Origin of the sequence: Roseomonas populi (genome assembly GCF_024594815.1) — a bacterium.
GTDB classification, from domain to species: Bacteria; Pseudomonadota; Alphaproteobacteria; order Acetobacterales; family Acetobacteraceae; genus Roseomonas; species Roseomonas populi.
In genome coordinates this window covers 50,190-67,188 of record NZ_JANJOU010000032.1, presented here as the reverse complement: position 1 = coordinate 67,188, position 16,999 = coordinate 50,190, and the positions used below count along the sequence as shown (strand labels likewise).

Below are 16,999 nucleotides of genomic sequence, written 5' to 3'. Positions count from 1 at the left end.
GACGGCCGAGCTCGCCCCGTTGATCGTCTCGATCAGCCCCGCGCCCGCCGGCAGCTCCCCCTTCGCAAAAACCTGCCCGAACGTCGCAACGCCACCAGCCAACTTACCCTGACCAGCATTCTCGTAAGTTATGGCAAAGGTGTAGCTGCTGCCTTGTGCCTGTGACGAATTCGGAACAGCACGGTTCGGCACGATATGCGCTCCAGGGCATGCGTCGCGGAGCAGGCCTGCGGGCACAAGAAGCCAACCTGCCTCGAACGACGGGGTGTGTGACGACGGGAAAGAGAACTGTAATTTTTTCTTACGTTTTCATCGAATGCCCTCCGCTTTTGTCTTCGTTTCTTTACATGAACCAATTATATCCACTTCGAAATTGCACTATGTTAAATCTTATCGCAACCCTGGGTTGCATGTAGTGCAACTTTTGACAGTCCCGAACTGGCGGGAGCGGGTTCGCGGAGAGAAGGCGGGGTGAAAAGGGGCGCGATGAGCGACCACAAGTGGGGCCGTCTCGGCGGCAGGCCTGACATGGCCCGGGTCAGCAGGTTCATGGCCCTCGTACTGCACCACGACCCCAGGCGGGCAGAGCTGACCCTGGATGGCATCCGCCCCATAACCGGAGCTACCATTGTGCGGGTCCACACCGCCCTACCCCGCAGTGCCGGCACGCCCTCGCCGTCAGCGTCCGCGCCAGACCCACGTTGGTGCTGATCTGCCTTCCAGACGCGACAGAGAGCGACGGCGTAGCGGGGCTGGGTGAATGGCGATTCCGTCGTGGGAAGTCGTAGGCCCCATCGCCGCCCGATCATGTCCCCGGGACGACGCTGCGCCATGGAACGGGCCGCGGCTCTGAAGCACGTGTCTTCCGGCTCTCGTGATCTCTAGGCGGGATGTCCCGACAATTCCGCATTCCGGAATGCCAGCAGATTCCGCAGGGCGCTCCGGCACGTCACGACTAGCGTACCTGCTACCGGCTCCCGCAACTCTGCCGGTAGCAGAGGCGCCGCGACGACGATGATCACAGGCCGCAACTGTTCCTTCGAACCGCCCCGGGCGCCGCCTCACACGGCCCTGCTCATTACAAGGCGGGCTTGCGGAATTGCCTCCACCAGCGGCCGCACGAGGATATCAGACCATGTATGACAAGTCGGACCCGCGCGCATCCCTGGCGTCGGCCGGAACGGGCCGCGCCGTCCCGGCCGGCGGCTACGCCCCACCGAGCTACGTCCGCTTCTACGAAACACCTCCCCAGGAGGACAGCACGGAAGGACGGAGCTGGTACGCGCGCGGTCAGAACTTCGTCGTCATCCACACCGAGGCCCGGGATGGGGCGCGCTTTGAACGCAAGGGGCAGCAGGACGAGTACGTCCTCATCCTCCCGGACGTCGCCACATCGGCGCAGGTGACGGCGGGCGGGGAACAACAGGCCTGCGAGGGCAACGCGGTGGTCTTCGTCCCGCCGGGCGATAGCAGCATAGAGATCCCGCGCGGCGGACGCATCGTCCGCCTCTTCACCACCCTGGCCGATGACCTCGTCGCGCGCTGCCCGAACAACGACGCCTACGCCACGCCGAACCCGCTGATCCCGCCGCTGCAGGCCTGGCCGGCGCCGAAGGACGGCTACCGTATCCGGCGCTACGGGCTGGACGTGCATGTGGAGCCTGGCCGCTTCGGGCGGATCTTCCGCGGCTCCACCTTCATGGTGAACTACCTCGACCCGCGCATGGAACCGCGCGACATCACGAAGCTCTCCCCGCACCACCACGACGACTTCGAGCAGTGCTCCCTGGCGTTGGACGGCGAGTTCATCCACGACCTGCGCTGGCCCTGGACGCCGAACATGCACCACTGGCGGGAGGACGAGCACGCCTTCTGCGGCTCCCCCTCCGTCGCGGTGATCCCGCCGCCCTCCATCCACACCACGCGCGCCCAGCGGCACGGGCTGAACCAGCTCGTGGACATCTTCTGCCCGCCCCGCATGGACTTCTCGAAGAAGCCCGGCTGGGTCCTGAACGCCGACGACTACCCGATGCCCGAAGGGGCCTGAGAGGGACCATCCGATGAGCGATACCGTCGAGGACAACCTCGCCCGCGACACCGAGGCCGCCGAGCTGCTGGTCGGCGCCGTGGACCTGCACTGCCACAGCGGCCCGGCCGCCATGCCCCGCATCCTGGACCACCACGAGGCGATGCTGGACTGCGCGGCGGCGGGGTTCCGCGCGCTGCTCTACAAGGACCACTTCTACCTCGGCACGCCCCACGCCATGGTGCTGGAGAAGCTCTTCCCGGAACTGGGGGTGAAGCTCTTCTCCGGCATCGCGCTGAACAATGCCTCCGGGGGCATCAACCCGCACGCCGTGAACCACGCGGCGATGATCGGCGCGAAGATCGTGTGGATGCCGACCCTCTCGGCCGCGAACCACATCGAGCAGGCTTCGGGCCAGGGAAAGACCTTCCCGAAGACGGCGAAGAGGATGCTGGACCCCATTCCCCTGCGCGCGACCGACGCGAACGGGGAGCTGCTGGACAGCACGAAGCAGGTCCTCGACATCATCGCGGAGGCCGACATCATCCTCGCGGGCGGCCACCTGGACGCGGCCGAAATGATCAAGGTCTTCGCGGAGGCGAAGCGCCGCGGGGTGAACCGCCTCCTCGTGAACCACCCCACCTACCTCATCGGCTGCACGGACGACGACATCCGGGAGCTGGTCTCCATCGGCGCCCATATCGAGCACTCGATCTGCATGTGGGTGGAGGGCAAGGCGAAGAAGTTCACGCCGGAGGAGCTGGTGCACCTGATCGAGGTGGCCGGCGTGGACCGCACCATCCTCTCCTCCGACCTCGGCCTCATGGGTTCGCCGCGGCCGGTGGAGGGCTTCCGCCAGGTGGTGCGGCTGCTGCTGGACCAGCAGGTGCCGAAGGAGGACATCCGCAAGCTCGTCTCCCTCAACGCGGCGCGGCTCGTCGGCCTGGACGAGGCGGCCTGAGGCATGTCGGAAGGCTTCAAGGAAAGGATGCGCCGGGGCGAGCGGCTGCTCGGCTTCTTCATCGGCACGCCCTCCGCCGCCACGGTCGAGATGGCCGGGCATTGCGGCTACGATTTCGTCATCATCGACACGGAGCACGGCCCGGCCGGCATCGAGACGATCGAGGACATGCTACGCGCCGCCGCCCTGCACGGCATGGCCGGGCTGGTCCGCGTGCCCGACGGATCGGTGGCGAGCATCCAGCGCGTGCTGGATGCCGGAGCGGATGGCATCCTCGTTCCGCACGTCTCCAGCACCGCAATCGCGCGGGAGGTGGTGGAGCGGGCACTCTACGCGCCCGAGGGCAAGCGGGGCGTGGCGCTCTCCCGCTCCTCCGCCTACGGCACGGGGGACAGTAAGGCCTATTACGCCACGCGCAACCGGCACACGATCGTCATCATCATGGTGGAGGACGCCGAGGCGCTGCCGGTGGTGGACGAGATCGTCTCCGTCCCCGGGATCGACGCGGTCTTCATCGGTCCGGGCGACCTGGGCGCCTCGCTCGGCCATGCGGGCGACATCCGGCATCCCGCGGTACAGGAAGCGGTGACCCGCATCGCGGAGGCCGCCAGGCGCGCCGGCGTGGCGCGGGCCACGGTGGGCCGCACGGCGGAGGACGTGCGCCGGCTGGAGGCGGCCGGCACCGGCATGGTCTGCTTCAACACCACGGCGATGCTGGTGGGCGCGATGCAGGCCCTGAAGGCCGACCTCGCCCACTAGGGCGTGTTCCCGGCTAGGTGCGTTCCGGGGGCTTGAGCGTCTGTGCCAGCACGCCACCGCCGATGACGAGGAGAGCGCCGAACAGGCCCCCTGGCGTCGGCGCGGCATGCAGGAGGAGGGCGTCGAGCGCCATGGCCCAGAGCAGCCCGGAGAACTGCCAGGGCGCCAGGCGCGACGCTTCGCCCCGGTGCAGGGCCGCCGCGATGCTTGCCAGCGCGGCCGTCTGTACGGCGGTCACCACGACGACCAGTCCGGCGGATACGAGGCTGACCGGGCGCCAGTCGGCAAGAACCGGCACCGCCAGCAGGACGACCCCGACCAGGGCGACCTGCATGATCGTGTCGAGCGTGGTGGCGACCTCGCGGAGGCGGCGGACGAAGATCTGATAGACGGCATAGGTGAGCGCGCCCGCGAAGGCCGCCGCGATGCCGAGCGCGCTGGCCTCACCGCCCGGCCTCACGATCAGCAGCATTCCGGCGAAGCCGATCAGCGTTCCGAGCCAGCGGCCGAGCGAGACCCGCTCACGCAGGAAGAGCCCGCCGAGGAGGGCGAGCAGGAGCGGTGCGGTGAAGCCGAGGGCCGAGGCAGCGGTGACGGACAGGAGGGTGTAGGCCAGCACCGCGAGCGCGTTCGAGACGACGAGCGCGGCGGCCGCGGCTCTCTGCTGCCACGCCTTCTCGGGCCGCAGCAGCCGGCGCCACGTCATCCCGTTCCCCGGCCAGGAGGTTGCGGCCAGGCCGATGACAAGGATCACGACGCAGCGAAGGAAGGTGACCTGGAGGGGGCTCAGGCCGTGATCCGTGACCAGGTTCCTGGAGAGCGCGTAGCCCAGGACGTAGAGGAGCCCCGAGAGGACCGTGAGCCCGATGGCGGCCGAAGCCGTCGAGCTCCGGCGGGCTTCCGTTCCCGACCTCAACCCTTCCAAGCCATTCTCTCCGCCCTCTCAGGATCGGCTCGGCGCCACGCCGTCGTGGCGGTATCCTAGCCCTGGCCAGGCCTGAGGGGATACTGGCGGAAGGAACCGGAGCCGCGCCTGTCCTTGCATGCACCACCGATGAGGCCCGCGACACGCCCCAGGCTCAGGCGCCCCGCTGAAGGCGCTCCATGGAGGCGGTGATCTCCCGGCTCGCCTCCTTCAGCGCCGGCACCAGTTCCTCCGTCAGCGCGCGGTGGTTCACGGCGGAGCGGAAGTAGCTCAGGCCGAGCGTGCCGGCCACCGCGCCCCCGAAGGCGATGGGCACCGCCACCGTGTCTGAGGAGCGCGGCTCCACCTTCGGGTCCCGCAGCGCGTAGCCCTGCTGCCGCATGGAGGCGACGATGCCCCGGATCACGCGCTCCAGGTTCGGCGGGCAGTCCTCCGGATCGGGGGAGGCAAGGAGCATCCGCAGCAGGATCCGCCGCTCCGTGTCCGGGCACCAGGCGAGGTAGGCGCGGCCGAGGGCGCGGGTGACGAGGCTGAGATGCGACCCGACGGAGCTGTGGAAGGGCGAAACCGCGCTGTCCGCGATGGTGCTGACGCTGATCGCCATTCGCGCCCCGTCCAGCACGGCGATGGCGGCGGGCCAGCGCAGCCGCCGCGTCAGGTCCGCCGCCCAGGGCCGCCCGGCCTCCGCCACCAGCGGCCCGCCATGGTATCCGGCGCTGAGCGAGAGCACGTCGGAGGTGACGTGGTAGCCGAGCCCGCGGCTGGCCTTCGTGACCAGCCCCGCGGTGATCAGCGTGCCGAGCAGCCGCATGATCGTCGGCTTCGGCAGCCCGGTCGCCCGGTACAACTCCTCCACCGTGGTGGTGCGCTGCCGGTTCAGCTCCTTCAGCACCGCGACGGCGCGGAGAACGGACTGGACGGGGGGATCGCTCAGGTCAGGGGCTCCGGCACGGCCTCCGCCATGCCGGAGACCGTCAGCACCAGCTTGCCGATCTGCGCGTTCGCGTCGAGCACGGATTGCGCCGCCCCCGCCCTCTCCAACGGATGGACACCGCAGATGTGGCTGCGGATCCGGCCATCCTCGATCAGCGGCCAGACCTGCTCCACCAGCTCCCGCGCGATGCGGCCCTTGTAGGCTGGCGGGCGGCTCCGCAGGGTCGATCCGGTCAGGGTCAACCGGCGGATATACACGTCCCGCGTGCTGATCTCCGCCCGCGGGGCCCGATGGCTGGCGATGAGGACGAGGCGCCCGTCCTCCGCCAGCAGGCCCATCTCAATCGGCGTGTAGTCGCCGCCCTGGCCGTCCAGAATCACGTCCACGCCACCGCCGCCGGTCAGGGCGCGCACCTGTTCCGGCCAGTCCGCCTCGCGGTAGTCCACCACATGGTGGGCGCCGTACTCCAGGCACACCGCGCGCTTCTCCCCGGAGCTGCCCGTCGCGATCACCCGCGCGTCGCGCAGGTGCCGCGCCATCTGGATCGCGGCGAGCCCGACGCCGCTGGTGCCGCCCTGGACGAGCAGGGTTTCCCCCTCCGCCAGTCGCCCGAGCCAGAACACGTTGTTCCAGGCAGTGAAGAACACCTCGGGCAGCGTCGCCGCCTGGGCAAAGGACAGACCGCGCGGCACCGGCATGCATTGCGGCGCGGGCACGGCGCAGAGCTCCGCGTAGCCGCCGCCGGCGACGAGGGCGCAGACGGCATCGCCCGGCCGCGGCCAGGCCACGTCCGGCGCCGCGCTCTCCACGAAGCCCGCCACGTCGAGGCCGGGGATGTCCGTCACGCCGGGCGGCGGCGGGTAGAGCCCCTTGCGCTGCTGCACGTCCGGCCGGTTCACCCCGGCGGCGGCCACGCGCACCAGCACCTCTCCCGGGCGGAGGGACGGCACCGGCCTGTCCACCAGCGCCAGCACCTCCGGCCCGCCCTTACCCCTGATCTCGATCGCCCGCATGGCGCTCTTCCCCCGGTGCGCCGCGTCACATGACGATGTTCGCGTCCCGCACCACAGGCCCCCACTTGCGCAGCTCCGCGGCGATGAACTCCTTCAGCTCTGCCGGGGTGCCACCGACGCCCTGCATGCTCAGCCTCGCCAGCGCGTCCTTGCCCTTCTCGCTCCCGAGAAAGGCGTTGGTGGCGGCGTTCAGCCGGCCCACGATCTCGGCCGGCGTTCCTGCCGGCGCGGCCAGCGCGTACCAGGCGGAGGCCTCGAAGCCCTGAAACCCCGCCTCCTGCACGGTCTGCACATCCGGCAGGTCGCTCGAGCGCTGGGCGGTGGTCACGGCGAGGGCGCGGATCTTCCCCTCCTTCGCCAGCGGCACGTAGGAGGGCAGGAAATCCATGGCGAGGTCGATCTGCCCGCCCAGGATGTCCTTCACCACATCGGCCGTGCCGCGATAGGGCACGCTCGTCAGGCTGATCCCCAGCTCCTTCTCCAGCAGCAGCGCGGTGATGTGGCCGAGCGTGCCGTTCCCCGGCACGCCGACGGTAAGCTTGCCGGGATTCGCCTTCGCATGGGCCACCATCTCCCGGATGTCCTTCACGGGGAGCGCGGTGCTGGCCGCGACGACGAGCGGCGACTTCGCGATCAGCACGACCGGCGCGAAGGCGCGCTCCGGGTCGAAGGGCAGGTTCGCGTAGATCAGCTTGTTGTTCGCCAGCGGCCCGGGCGTGCCGAAGAGGATCGTGTAGCCGTCGGGTGCGGCACGGGCCACCGCGGCGCCGCCGATGTTGCCGCCCGCGCCGCTGCGGTTGTCCACCACGACCTGCTGCCCCAGCGTCTCGCCGAGATACTGCGCCAGCGCCCGCGCCAGCAGGTCCGTCCCGCCGCCAGCGGAGAAGGGCATGATCATCGTGACGGGCCGCGAGGGCCAGGACTGAGCCCGCGCAACAGGTGGCGCCAGGAGCCCGGCCCCACCGAGGGCGAGCGCCGCCCTGCGAGTGACGCGCGTGTTCATGCCTTCCTCCCCTACCGCGCCGATGTCGCGCCGCTTGATAGGGGCACCCTAACCGAGCCACCGGGCAGCGCCGCGCCAATCTCCGCGCATTCCGGCATGCGGAATTCCAGCAATCACGGATCGACGCGCCCCGCGCTTCCACTAGCTTCGCCATCGAGATGGGCGAAAGGAGCCGCGATGAGCGACGGGGCTGGAACGGGGACTGCGCCATTGCGCGGCACGGGCATTCCCGCGCTGTCCGTCCCGAAGGTCGCGCTGGTGACGGGCGCCAGCGGCGGCATCGGGCGGGCCACGGCGGCACGCCTCGCCGCGACAGGGACGGCGGTGGTCGTCGGCTACAACAGTCGCCGCGCGGAGGCGGAGGAGGTCGTCGCCGCGCTGGATGGCGCCGGCCACATGGCGCTGCGCATCGCGGTGGACGAGCCCTCCTCCATCCTGGAAGCCGCGGCGGCGGTGGAGCGGCGCCACGGGCGGCTCGACGCGCTGGTGAACTCCGGCGGCGCGACGACGCCCGTCCCCGCCAACGATCTCGACGCGCTGACGGACGAGATCTTTGACCGGACCGTTGCCGTGAACCTGCGCGGCCCCTTCGCCGTGATCCGTGCCTTCCGCCCGCTGCTGGAGCGCGGCGAGGGCGCGGCGATCGTGAACATCTCCTCCATCGCCGCTCGCACGGGCCTCGGCAGCAGCCTGGCCTACCTGGCGGCGAAGGCGGGGGTGGACGCGCTCACCCTCGCGCTCGCCAAGGTGCTGGCACCGAAGGTGCGGGTCTTCTCCGTCTCGCCCGCTGGGGTGGACACCGGCTTCGTGCCCGGCCGCACGCGGGAGCAGCTGGAGAGGACCGCCGAGCGCCTTCCCCTCGCCCACGTCACCACCCCCGACGACGTCGCGCGAGCCGTGATCGCCTGCATCGTCAACCTGACCAGCTCCACGGGCATCGTGCTGCCCGTGGACGAGGGCAGGCACCTCTAGGGCCAGGACCGCCATGGACACGCTGAAGTTCTACATCGACGGCGCCTGGGTGGACCCGGCCGCGCCATCCGCGCTGGGCGTCGAGAACCCCGCGACGGAGGAGGTCTTCGCCAGGGTCAGCATGGGCTCCGCCGGGGACGTGGACCGGGCCGTCGCCGCCGCGCGCCGGGCCTTCGGGACCTACTCCCTCACGGGCGTGGAGGAGCGTCTCGGCTATCTTCGCCGCATCATCGCGGGCTTCCGCGCGCGGCTGCCGGAGCTGGCACGGACGATGACGCTGGAGATGGGCGCCCCCATCACCTTCGCGACGGAGCGCCAGGCCACCGTCGCCCTCTTCCACTTCGAGGAGGCGGTGCGCGTGCTGGCCGGGTACCACTTCGAGGAGCGGATGGGGAACGGCATCATCCGGCGCGAGCCGATCGGCGTCTGCGGCCTCATCACCCCCTGGAACTGGCCGCTGAACCAGGTGGCCTCGAAGGTGGCGCCCGCCCTGGCCACGGGCTGCACCGTCGTGCTGAAGCCGAGCGAGGTCGCGCCGCTCAGCGCCATGCTCTTCGCAGAGATCGTGCACGAGGCCGGGCTGCCGCCCGGTGTCTTCAACCTCGTGAACGGCGACGGCCCCACGGTGGGCGAGGCGATCGCCGCCCATCCCGGGATCGACATGGTGTCCTTCACCGGCTCCACCGCCGCCGGCGTGCGGGTGGCGAAGCTGGCGGCGGATACGGTGAAGCGCGTGGCGCAGGAGCTGGGCGGCAAGTCCGCCAACATCATCCTGGACGATGCCGACCTGCGCGCGGCCGTGATCCAGGGCGTCCACGCCTGCTACACCAATGGCGGCCAGAACTGCCAGTCGCCCACGCGGATGCTCGTTCCCCGCGCGGCGCGCGAGACGGCGTTCGAGGCCGCGCGCGAGGCGGTGGGCACCATCCGCGTCGGCGATCCCCTCGATCCGGCCACCACCATGGGGCCGCTGGTGAGCCGGGCACAGTCCGGGAAGGTGCAGGACCTCATCCGCTCGGGGATCGAGGAGGGCGCGACGCTGGTGGCCGGCGGACCGGGGCGGCCGGCGGAGCTCAACCGCGGCCACTACGCCCAGCCGACGGTGTTCGGCGACGTGGAGCCGCGGATGCGGATCGCGCGGGAGGAGATCTTCGGCCCCGTGCTCTCTATCCTGAGCTACGACACGGAGGAGGAGGCGATCGGGATCGCCAACGACACGCCCTTCGGCCTGGCGGGCTTCGTGCAGTCCGCGGATCCCGCCCGCGCGCGCCGGGTGGCGGACCGCATCCGGGCGGGGCGCGTCTACATCAACGGCGCCGCCTTCGACCGCAGCCTCCCCTTCGGAGGCTACAAGCAGTCCGGCAACGGGCGCGAGTTCGGGGTCTTCGGCTTCGAAGAGTATCTTGAGATCAAGGCCGTCCTCGGGCGCTAGGCGGGCCGCCACCTCTCCGAAGCGAAGAACCCAACTGGAAGGAAGCGGACATGCCGAAGACCATCCTGACGGTGGCCGTCACCGGGAATATCACGACGGTGCAGCAGCACCCCGGCCTGCCCTGCACACCGGAGCAGATCGCCAGGGCAGCGATCGACAGCGCCCGGGCCGGCGCCGCCATCGCCCATATCCATGTGCGCTACCCCGACGGGCGCCCGAGCATGGAACTGGAACACTACCGCGAGACGGTGGAACGCATCCGCGAGTCCGGCACCGACATCATCATCAACCTGACCACCGGCCCCGGCCAGCGCTTCGTCCCGGACAGCAGCGACCCCAGCAAGGCCGCCGCCGGCACCACGCTAATGCATCCGCTGAGGCGGGTGGAGCACGTTCTTGCGCTGAGGCCCGAGATCTGCACGCTCGACCTCAACACGATGTTCGCCGGCAACTCCGTCGTGATCAACACGCCTGACAATGTGCGCGTGATGGCCCAGGCCATGCGCGAGGCCGGCACGATGCCGGAGCTGGAGGTGTTCGACAGCGGCGATATCCACCTGGCCCGGGCGTTGCTGTCGGATGGCACGCTGGCCCGGCCACCCCTGTTCCAGATCGTCATGGGGATCCGCTTCGGCTTCGACACCAGCCCTCGGACGCTCGCCTACGCCCACTCGCTGCTGCCGCAGGACGCGATGTGGGCCGCCTTCGGGATCGGCCGCTGGGCTTTCCCAGCCGTGGCGCAGTCCTGGGCGTTGGGCGGCCACGTCCGGGTTGGTCTGGAGGACAACATCTACATCCGGAAGGGCGAGCTGGCGCGGGACAACGCCCAGCTCTGCGAGAAGGCGGCCCGCATCGTGGACGACATGGGCGGTGAGCTGGCAAGCCCTGCGGAGGCGCGCGCCATCCTCGGATTGCGCCCACCGGCATAGGCGGGCTTGCTGGCCGCCCTCCCGTAGCCGTTTGGGCCTTCCATAACAGGCCGTTGCGGCCCGGTGGCACGACCATGGCGGCCTGACGCGAGGCGAGGCCTCGTAGATGCCCCGGGTGCCGTGGGCGTCGTCGCCGCTGATCACCCCGATCCGCTCTCCTTCCGCCCCTCACCAGCAGGTCCGGCACGAGCTCGTCGTCCCCTCACCGGTGATCCTTCTCCGACGCTCGCAGGAGAGCCTCACGGCCTCGCGTCTTCGGACGCGTCCATGGAAACATCGTTCAAGGCAGAGCCGCCTGAGCCCTCATGGCCTGAAGACCAGCATATTTTTGCGCTGCAACAATTCCAGTTTTGAGGTGGATTTGACGCGGATTTCACGGCGCCTTGTTGTCCATAGTTTTTACAAGGTGGGCGTCTAAGATAGGTTAGCCCGTCGGATGACAAACCTCGTCCTCAGAATTGGTGAGCAGGCCTCAAGAGAGGCTGATCGGGCAGGGCGTCACATGCTGCTGCCGAGCGAACCCGGGGATCTGGATGCCCTGTTGGCGGACCTGGTCGCGTGCTTCAATGAGAAGGAAGTCTCCAGAGCCCTGCTCCAGGCTGTAGGAGCGGTGATCATCCAGGAACTGGCGATGCCGAGCGAGGTCGGTGCCCGCCTCGCCCACTGGCAGGAGCGCTGGCGGGAGACGGTGCGCTTAGAGGCACAACCCATGCAAAAGCCCGGTTAAGCCCGTTCAATTAGAGCTACCCTGATTTGGGGGCCACCTGGATGAGCACACCACCGCTTGACGGTTCACGGATCACCCGAGTTCTCAAGATGCGCGATCCCGTGGATGGGACTGGGAAACTTGCGGTCGAGTTCGAGACCGGCTCTCGCGCCGGCACCATCGTCGTCACCACGGATGCTGACGGGAAGCACAGTTTCAGCTTTCGTGACCATCCGCGCAGTTCATCATTAGTTGTCCGACAGCATGGTGCGGCAGTGCTTCCCCTACGGCCCGCCCCCTGTGCCGCCAGCGGCACCGCGGGGGTGGAGATCCGCCACCCCGCCCATGACGAGATCGAGGCGCTGCACATGCGCCGCGACGCGATTGTCCGCCAGTCGATGAAGCTCCTTGCCTTGCCGGTCTACTCGTACTGGGCACCATCGCCGTGGCCTGACGAGGGAAAGGGCTGATCGGGCAAGGCGAAAGCGTATTCCCGAAATGCTCCGGCCAATCGTTCGGCCGTGGGGAGCCCGGATTCCGACGACGAACGATCACCTTTGACTTCAAGGTCGCTGGAAGAGTGCCTGGCAGGCTTGGCCCGGGAAGGACACGTTTGCACGGCCTCAAGCCGGGCGTTGCTGACCGCCCGCAACTGGGGTGGAACCCGGGGAAGACTACCTCCGGCATCAGAATGAACATGCGTGTTGCCCGCCCCAGGGCAAGCCGCCTGGGGTCGGCTGCTAACGTACAGAAAACCGGGGCCGAGATCAGCGCGCGGAACGGGCAAGGTCGAGGGCGCGCTCAGGAAGCTGGAGCATCCCGATAGAAGCGCCCTGCCCCGCCGCGGGCGTAGCGGCTGCAGGCGAGGGCCGATCCTTGTTCCTCAAGTCCCCGGCCGAGGCACCCGTGGCGCCAAGCGAGAGCTTGGGGGCCCCACAGAATTGTCGTTGGCGAGCTCCGGCTTCCTCATTCCGTGCCCACCGGCCTGCCGTACCGGCCCATTCAGGAATTGCGTGCGGCGCCCCGTTCCCTTGAAGGGGCGCGCCTCGAACCAAGCAGGAGTTCTTGCCCTTTCAAGTTCCTCCACGAGCGTCTGATAGACCGCCCGCTCTGCCAACGAGTAGGTCGGGTCAGCCGCTCCTCGGCGCATTGCTCGCAGCGCTGACAGGCCTTTGCCGGCCAGACCCTCCGGAGAACGGAGGAGGGCCGCAACATCTTCGCGCCGCCGGTGCCGGACATGTGGGAGGTCGTGTCGATGCGACATCTGAATTGATCAGCCCTCTTACGTCTTCCGTGCTGGCGTCGAAATAGTGCGACCGAAAGCCGTTCAAAGCCGAAAGCGTACTTGTTGTGCCTATTTTGGTACAGTTCTCACACGAATGTCAGAGATATGAACCGGTAGGCCTCCTCCATCGGCATCATCTCACCCTGCCCGGACCCTGCGCTGCCGGCGGGAGGGCCAAATGGCAGCTGGGCTACCGACAGGATTGCTCCGCCTGCCCTGCGCCGCCCTGGCCGGCAGGATTGTGCCGGAACTTGGGAGAGGAACCTTGGGCGCGCCGTTGCAGGGCTGACTGGGGGACAATGCGCAACAGAGCCTCCGGCCAGCCGCAGCGACGACTGCACATCAGGGCTCTTTGGGCGCGATGCCGTAGTACTCCGCCGCCGCGTCGTGAAGCACGCTCCGGGCACGGTCGGGTCCAAGAACGTCCTGGATCAGCGCGACGTCCGCAGCATCGAACGGCCGCCGCGCCCGCACGGAGGGCAGATCTGTTCCGAACATCAGGGCTCCGGGGCGTTGGCGCTCGATCCTCTCCAGGGCGTTCCGCACATCGAGACTGACACGGCCGAAGCCCGTCGCCTTGACCATGGCACCGGCCGAAACGAGTTCCAGAACCAGCGGAAGGCCGGCCTCCGTCATTCCCAGATGGTCAATGACCAGACCGTCGCCGAGCGAGATCAGAGCATCCATCTGCGGCCGCATGGTCGCGAAGTCGACATAGACCTGGGCGTGCAGGCCAGCGACTGCGCGGGCACGCCGAGCGAGGGCGACGGCATCCTCTTCGGAGCCGGAGACACCGCGGTAAAGGTTGAAGCGCAGCCCTCGCGCCCCCGCCTCGGCCACTCGGCGGAACGTCTCGTCGTCCCAGGCCGGATCGGCATTGAGCACGGCGACGTAGCTCCGGCCTAGCTCCGCCAGGGGTGCCAGCACGGGCGCCGGGTCCAACCCATGTGTCGAGGCCGCGACCAGTACGCCGCCGACGATCCCGAGCGCCCCGGCCGCCTTCAGGTAGCCCGCCGCGAGGAAGGGGTCCGGGATGAAGCCCTGGTTGCCCGGTGAGGGGAAGGCCGGATCGAAGATGTGGAAGTGGCTGTCGATCAGGGGTTCCATGGCGGCTCCGTCAGCAGGCGGCCAGCCCCGGCCGCGGCGGTCCACCTTAGGGACGCGGCGCTCTCCTGGCTTTACCCCTCATTTGGCCTCGCACGCTCGATAGGCCATCTTGCGGCAAGCCTTCCAGCGAGGGGGCGCCCACCACCGAGGAACGCCATGCCCGTCGCCCGCCGCACCGCGCTCGCGCTGTCCGCACTGTTCCTGACCGCCCGCGGGCAGGCCCAGCAGGGTTGGGCGCCCGCCCGGTCCATCCGCATGATCGTGCCCTACGCCCCGGGCGGTGGGGCCGACACCACCGGGCGCCTGGTCGCGGGCCCGATGGGCGAGAAGCTGGGGCAGAGCGTGGTCGTCGAGAACCGCGGCGGCGCGGGCGGCACGATCGGCGCGGCCGAGCTGGCCCGCTCGGCGCCGGACGGATTGACGGTGATGATGGACGCGCTTGGCCACGTGGCGGTCCCCTTCCTGATGCCGCGCCTTCCCCTCGACTACGCCACCGCTTTCGCGCCGATCAGCCAGGTCACCGTGCTGCCGCTGATCGTCATCGTGCCGAAGGCGGCGCCCTACGCCACCCTGGCGGAACTCCTTGCCGACGCGCGGAGGCGGCCTGGGCAGCTCAGCTACGGCTCGGCGGGGAACGCGACGTCCAACCACCTCGCCGGGGTGCTGCTGGCACGGCAGGCCGGGGTCGATCTGCAGCACATCCCCTATCGCGGGGGCGGCGTGGCGCTGCAGGACGTGGTGGGCGGCCGCCTGACCTTCATGTTCGCCACCGTGTCCTCGGCCACGCAGCTGGTCCGGGACGGGCAGGTGAAGGCGCTCGCCGTGTCCACGGCCGCGCGGATCGCGGCCCTGCCCGACCTTCCGACAATCGCCGAGCAGGGCTTCCCCGGCTACGAGTTCGCCGAGTGGAACGGCTTCTACGCCCCCGCCGGCACCCCGCCGGAGGTGGTCGGGGCTCTCTACGGAGCCCTGAAGCACGCGCTGGCGGACGCCAACGTGGTGGGGCGTCTGGATGCGATGGGGGCCCAGGCCGTGGGGAGCGATCCGGCGACCTTCGCCGCCTTCCTGACCCGTCAGCGCCAGCTCACCGGCGACCTGATCCGGTCCGCTGGCATTCAATTGGATTGATAACCGCGCGCCGCCACGAAGGGCGGAAGTGGGTGTGTGACCCCGGCCCATGGAAGGCCGCCCTGCCGGATCGTTGCCGCGCGCACGTCGCCACCCGGAGGGCGCCTCTCGGGCGGCTGGTCCGATCTCATGGCCGAGCACCCGCAGGATCGCATCCGGCAGCGGCCGCTACGCGAATTCCTGCTCAGTCCACGCGATCGGGCCCTGCTGTCCGTCCCTGCCCCCGACCTCTCCCATTCGGATGATCGAACCGCACAGGGCGAGCGGAGCGAGGCGATGCGTCACGATCAGCGCGCCCTGTCCCGTCCTGGCGAGTTGGTGCCGCAACCCGTTCAGCACCCGCTCCTCGGTGGCGGCGTCCAGCCCTTCCGTCGGCTCGTCCAGCAGCAGCCAGGGCGTGGGGCGGAGATAGGCGCGCGCCAGCACCAGCCGCCGCCGCTCACCGCCGGAAAGCCGCGCGCCGTTCTCCCCGATCCAGGCATCCAGCCCGGCGGGCAGGGCGGCCACGCGCTCCGCCATCGCGGCGTCGCGCAGCGCCTCCCACAGCGCCGCTTCCGTCGCCGCCGGGCAGGCGAGCCGCAGGTTGTCGCGCACCGTGCCGGCCAGCAAGGCCGCGTCCTGCGGCGCGTGGGCGAAGCAGCGGCGCGCCGCCCCTGGCGGCAGGGCGGCGAGGTCCACGCCGCCAAGGCTGATCCGGCCGGGCGCCACCGGGCGCAGGGAGAGCAGGGTCTCCAGCAGCGTGGTCTTGCCGCAGCCCGAAGGCCCGGTGATCGCCACCACCGTGCCGGGCCGCAGCAGCGCGGCCGGCTCCGCGAGCCGGACCACCGGTGCGCCCGCCATGGCCGGCCGGGCGGGTAGCGGCGGAGCGGCGGCGCCCAGCACCGCATCCAGCCGAGCCTCTGCCTCCCACGACGCGCCGCGCCGTTCCAGACCGCGCGCAAAAGCGGCCGTGCCGTCCACCGTCATCGCGGCACCGAGCGCCGCGAGGGCCGCCATGGGCAGCGGCTGGTCTGCGGAGAGGGCCAGCGCGCCGACGGCCGCCAGCCCGGTTGCCGCCGCCCCGGCCAGGTCGAACAGGCCCGCGCCTGCCGTCACGTCGTTCTGGGCAGCGAGAAGGTCGGCGCTCCGGACGTCGATCCGCCCTGCGGCCCAGCTCTCCAGCCCGTAGGCGCGCAGCTCCGGCGCAGCGGAGGCCAGGGTGGCGTAGGTCTCCTTTAGCCGCCCGGCGGCGCGCTGCGCCTCCCGGCCCGGCGCCTGGAGCCCCGTGGCCAGGCGGCTCGCCAGCAGCAGGTAGGCGGCGGTGATCGCCCCCGTCGCCAGGGCCGGTGCGGGACCGGCCAGATGCAGCAGCGCCACGCCGCTGACGAGGGAGGCCACCATGCCCCAGCGCGCGGAGAGGCCGACGAAGCGTGCCTCCACCGCGTTCACGTCCCCCACGAGCCGCGCGGAGGCCTCGCCGGTGGAGAGACCGAGCGCCACGGCGGGCGGCGCGGCGGCCAGGGAGGAGAAGAGAGCCGGGCGGATCCGGGCCAGGGCGCGCAGCGCGGCATCGTGCCCCACCAGCCGCTCCCCGTACCGGCTGCCCGTGCGGAGGATCGCGAGAAGCCGGATCCCGGCGCTCGGCAGCAGGTAGTTGAAGGCCTGGGCCGAGGCGATCCCGGCGGCGCCGGCCAGGGCGGAGGCCGTGATGAACCAGCCGGAGAGCCCGAGCAGCAGCACGGAGGAGGCGGAGACCGCGGCGGCCGCGATCCCGGCGACGAGAAGCCGGGGGCGCTGGCGGGCGCGCTCGGCGGCGATGAGTTGGTGCAGGTGCATGGCG

The 16,999-nt window shown here is 70.1% G+C and carries 16 protein-coding genes; 9 read left to right on the top strand and 7 right to left on the bottom strand.

All coding sequences use genetic code 11. From position 1 onward, the window contains the following. A partial coding sequence (locus NRP21_RS25180) for a hypothetical protein (RefSeq protein ID WP_257718998.1) occupies positions 1–192 on the bottom strand: 192 nt, incomplete at its 3' end. A 943-nt stretch (positions 193–1,135) separates the two neighbouring features. Here NRP21_RS25180 and NRP21_RS25175 point away from each other — a divergent pair. The 3 genes from NRP21_RS25175 to NRP21_RS25165 are packed head-to-tail and all read left to right on the top strand — an operon-like array spanning position 1,136 to position 3,746. Continuing rightward, complete coding sequence (locus tag NRP21_RS25175; protein WP_257718997.1) at positions 1,136–2,047, top strand: cupin domain-containing protein; 912 nt, start codon at positions 1,136–1,138, stop codon at positions 2,045–2,047. Between the two features lie 13 nt (positions 2,048–2,060). Then, positions 2,061–2,987 (top strand): DUF6282 family protein, encoded by a 927-nt coding sequence (locus NRP21_RS25170; protein WP_257718996.1) that lies wholly within the window; start codon positions 2,061–2,063, stop codon positions 2,985–2,987. A 3-nt stretch (positions 2,988–2,990) separates the two neighbouring features. Then, the gene (locus NRP21_RS25165; protein WP_257718995.1) at positions 2,991–3,746 is read left to right on the top strand and encodes an HpcH/HpaI aldolase family protein; all 756 of its coding nucleotides are present in this window, start codon (positions 2,991–2,993) and stop codon (positions 3,744–3,746) included. 13 nt (positions 3,747–3,759) lie between these two features. Here the strand turns inward: NRP21_RS25165 and NRP21_RS25160 are convergent, their stop codons facing one another. The 4 genes from NRP21_RS25160 to NRP21_RS25145 all read right to left on the bottom strand — a co-directional run bounded on the left by NRP21_RS25160 (position 3,760) and on the right by NRP21_RS25145 (position 7,621). After that, the gene (locus NRP21_RS25160; protein ID WP_257718994.1) at positions 3,760–4,662 is read right to left on the bottom strand and encodes a DMT family transporter; all 903 of its coding nucleotides are present in this window, start codon (positions 4,660–4,662) and stop codon (positions 3,760–3,762) included. Positions 4,663–4,825: 163 nt separating this feature from the next. Then, positions 4,826–5,605, bottom strand: a complete 780-nt coding sequence (locus NRP21_RS25155; RefSeq protein WP_257719000.1) for a helix-turn-helix domain-containing protein — start codon at positions 5,603–5,605, stop codon at positions 4,826–4,828. Then, positions 5,602–6,618, bottom strand: coding sequence for an NAD(P)H-quinone oxidoreductase (locus NRP21_RS25150; protein WP_257718993.1), 1,017 nt, complete (start codon positions 6,616–6,618; stop codon positions 5,602–5,604). Before NRP21_RS25150 ends, NRP21_RS25155 begins: the two co-directional genes overlap by 4 nt. A gap of 25 nt (positions 6,619–6,643) precedes the next feature. After that, a complete protein-coding gene (locus NRP21_RS25145) occupies positions 6,644–7,621 on the bottom strand; it encodes a Bug family tripartite tricarboxylate transporter substrate binding protein (protein WP_257718992.1) in 978 nt (325 codons plus the stop codon). Between the two features lie 177 nt (positions 7,622–7,798). On the opposite strand from NRP21_RS25145, the gene NRP21_RS25140 reads away from it, so the two are divergent. The 5 genes from NRP21_RS25140 (at position 7,799) to NRP21_RS25120 (ending at position 12,130) form a co-directional block, all read left to right on the top strand. Further along, complete coding sequence (locus tag NRP21_RS25140) at positions 7,799–8,593, top strand: SDR family NAD(P)-dependent oxidoreductase (RefSeq protein WP_257718991.1); 795 nt, start codon at positions 7,799–7,801, stop codon at positions 8,591–8,593. A gap of 13 nt (positions 8,594–8,606) precedes the next feature. Next, positions 8,607–10,025 (top strand): aldehyde dehydrogenase family protein, encoded by a 1,419-nt coding sequence (locus tag NRP21_RS25135; RefSeq protein ID WP_257718990.1) that lies wholly within the window; start codon positions 8,607–8,609, stop codon positions 10,023–10,025. A 50-nt stretch (positions 10,026–10,075) separates the two neighbouring features. Continuing rightward, the gene (locus NRP21_RS25130) at positions 10,076–10,954 is read left to right on the top strand and encodes a BKACE family enzyme (protein WP_257718989.1); all 879 of its coding nucleotides are present in this window, start codon (positions 10,076–10,078) and stop codon (positions 10,952–10,954) included. A 502-nt stretch (positions 10,955–11,456) separates the two neighbouring features. Further along, positions 11,457–11,681 (top strand): hypothetical protein, encoded by a 225-nt coding sequence (locus tag NRP21_RS25125; protein ID WP_257718988.1) that lies wholly within the window; start codon positions 11,457–11,459, stop codon positions 11,679–11,681. Positions 11,682–11,722: 41 nt separating this feature from the next. Beyond that, the gene (locus tag NRP21_RS25120; RefSeq protein WP_257718987.1) at positions 11,723–12,130 is read left to right on the top strand and encodes a hypothetical protein; all 408 of its coding nucleotides are present in this window, start codon (positions 11,723–11,725) and stop codon (positions 12,128–12,130) included. A 1,157-nt stretch (positions 12,131–13,287) separates the two neighbouring features. On the opposite strand, the gene NRP21_RS25115 is transcribed toward NRP21_RS25120, so the two are convergent. Beyond that, positions 13,288–14,052 (bottom strand): amidohydrolase family protein, encoded by a 765-nt coding sequence (locus tag NRP21_RS25115; RefSeq protein WP_257718986.1) that lies wholly within the window; start codon positions 14,050–14,052, stop codon positions 13,288–13,290. Positions 14,053–14,208: 156 nt separating this feature from the next. Between NRP21_RS25115 and NRP21_RS25110 the strand changes: the two genes are divergently transcribed. Beyond that, positions 14,209–15,180 (top strand): Bug family tripartite tricarboxylate transporter substrate binding protein, encoded by a 972-nt coding sequence (locus NRP21_RS25110; RefSeq protein WP_257718985.1) that lies wholly within the window; start codon positions 14,209–14,211, stop codon positions 15,178–15,180. Positions 15,181–15,348: 168 nt separating this feature from the next. Here the strand turns inward: NRP21_RS25110 and NRP21_RS25105 are convergent, their stop codons facing one another. After that, entirely contained in the window at positions 15,349–16,995 is a 1,647-nt protein-coding gene (locus tag NRP21_RS25105) for an amino acid ABC transporter ATP-binding/permease protein (protein ID WP_257718999.1), read from the bottom strand. Positions 16,996–16,999 lie beyond the last annotated feature (4 nt).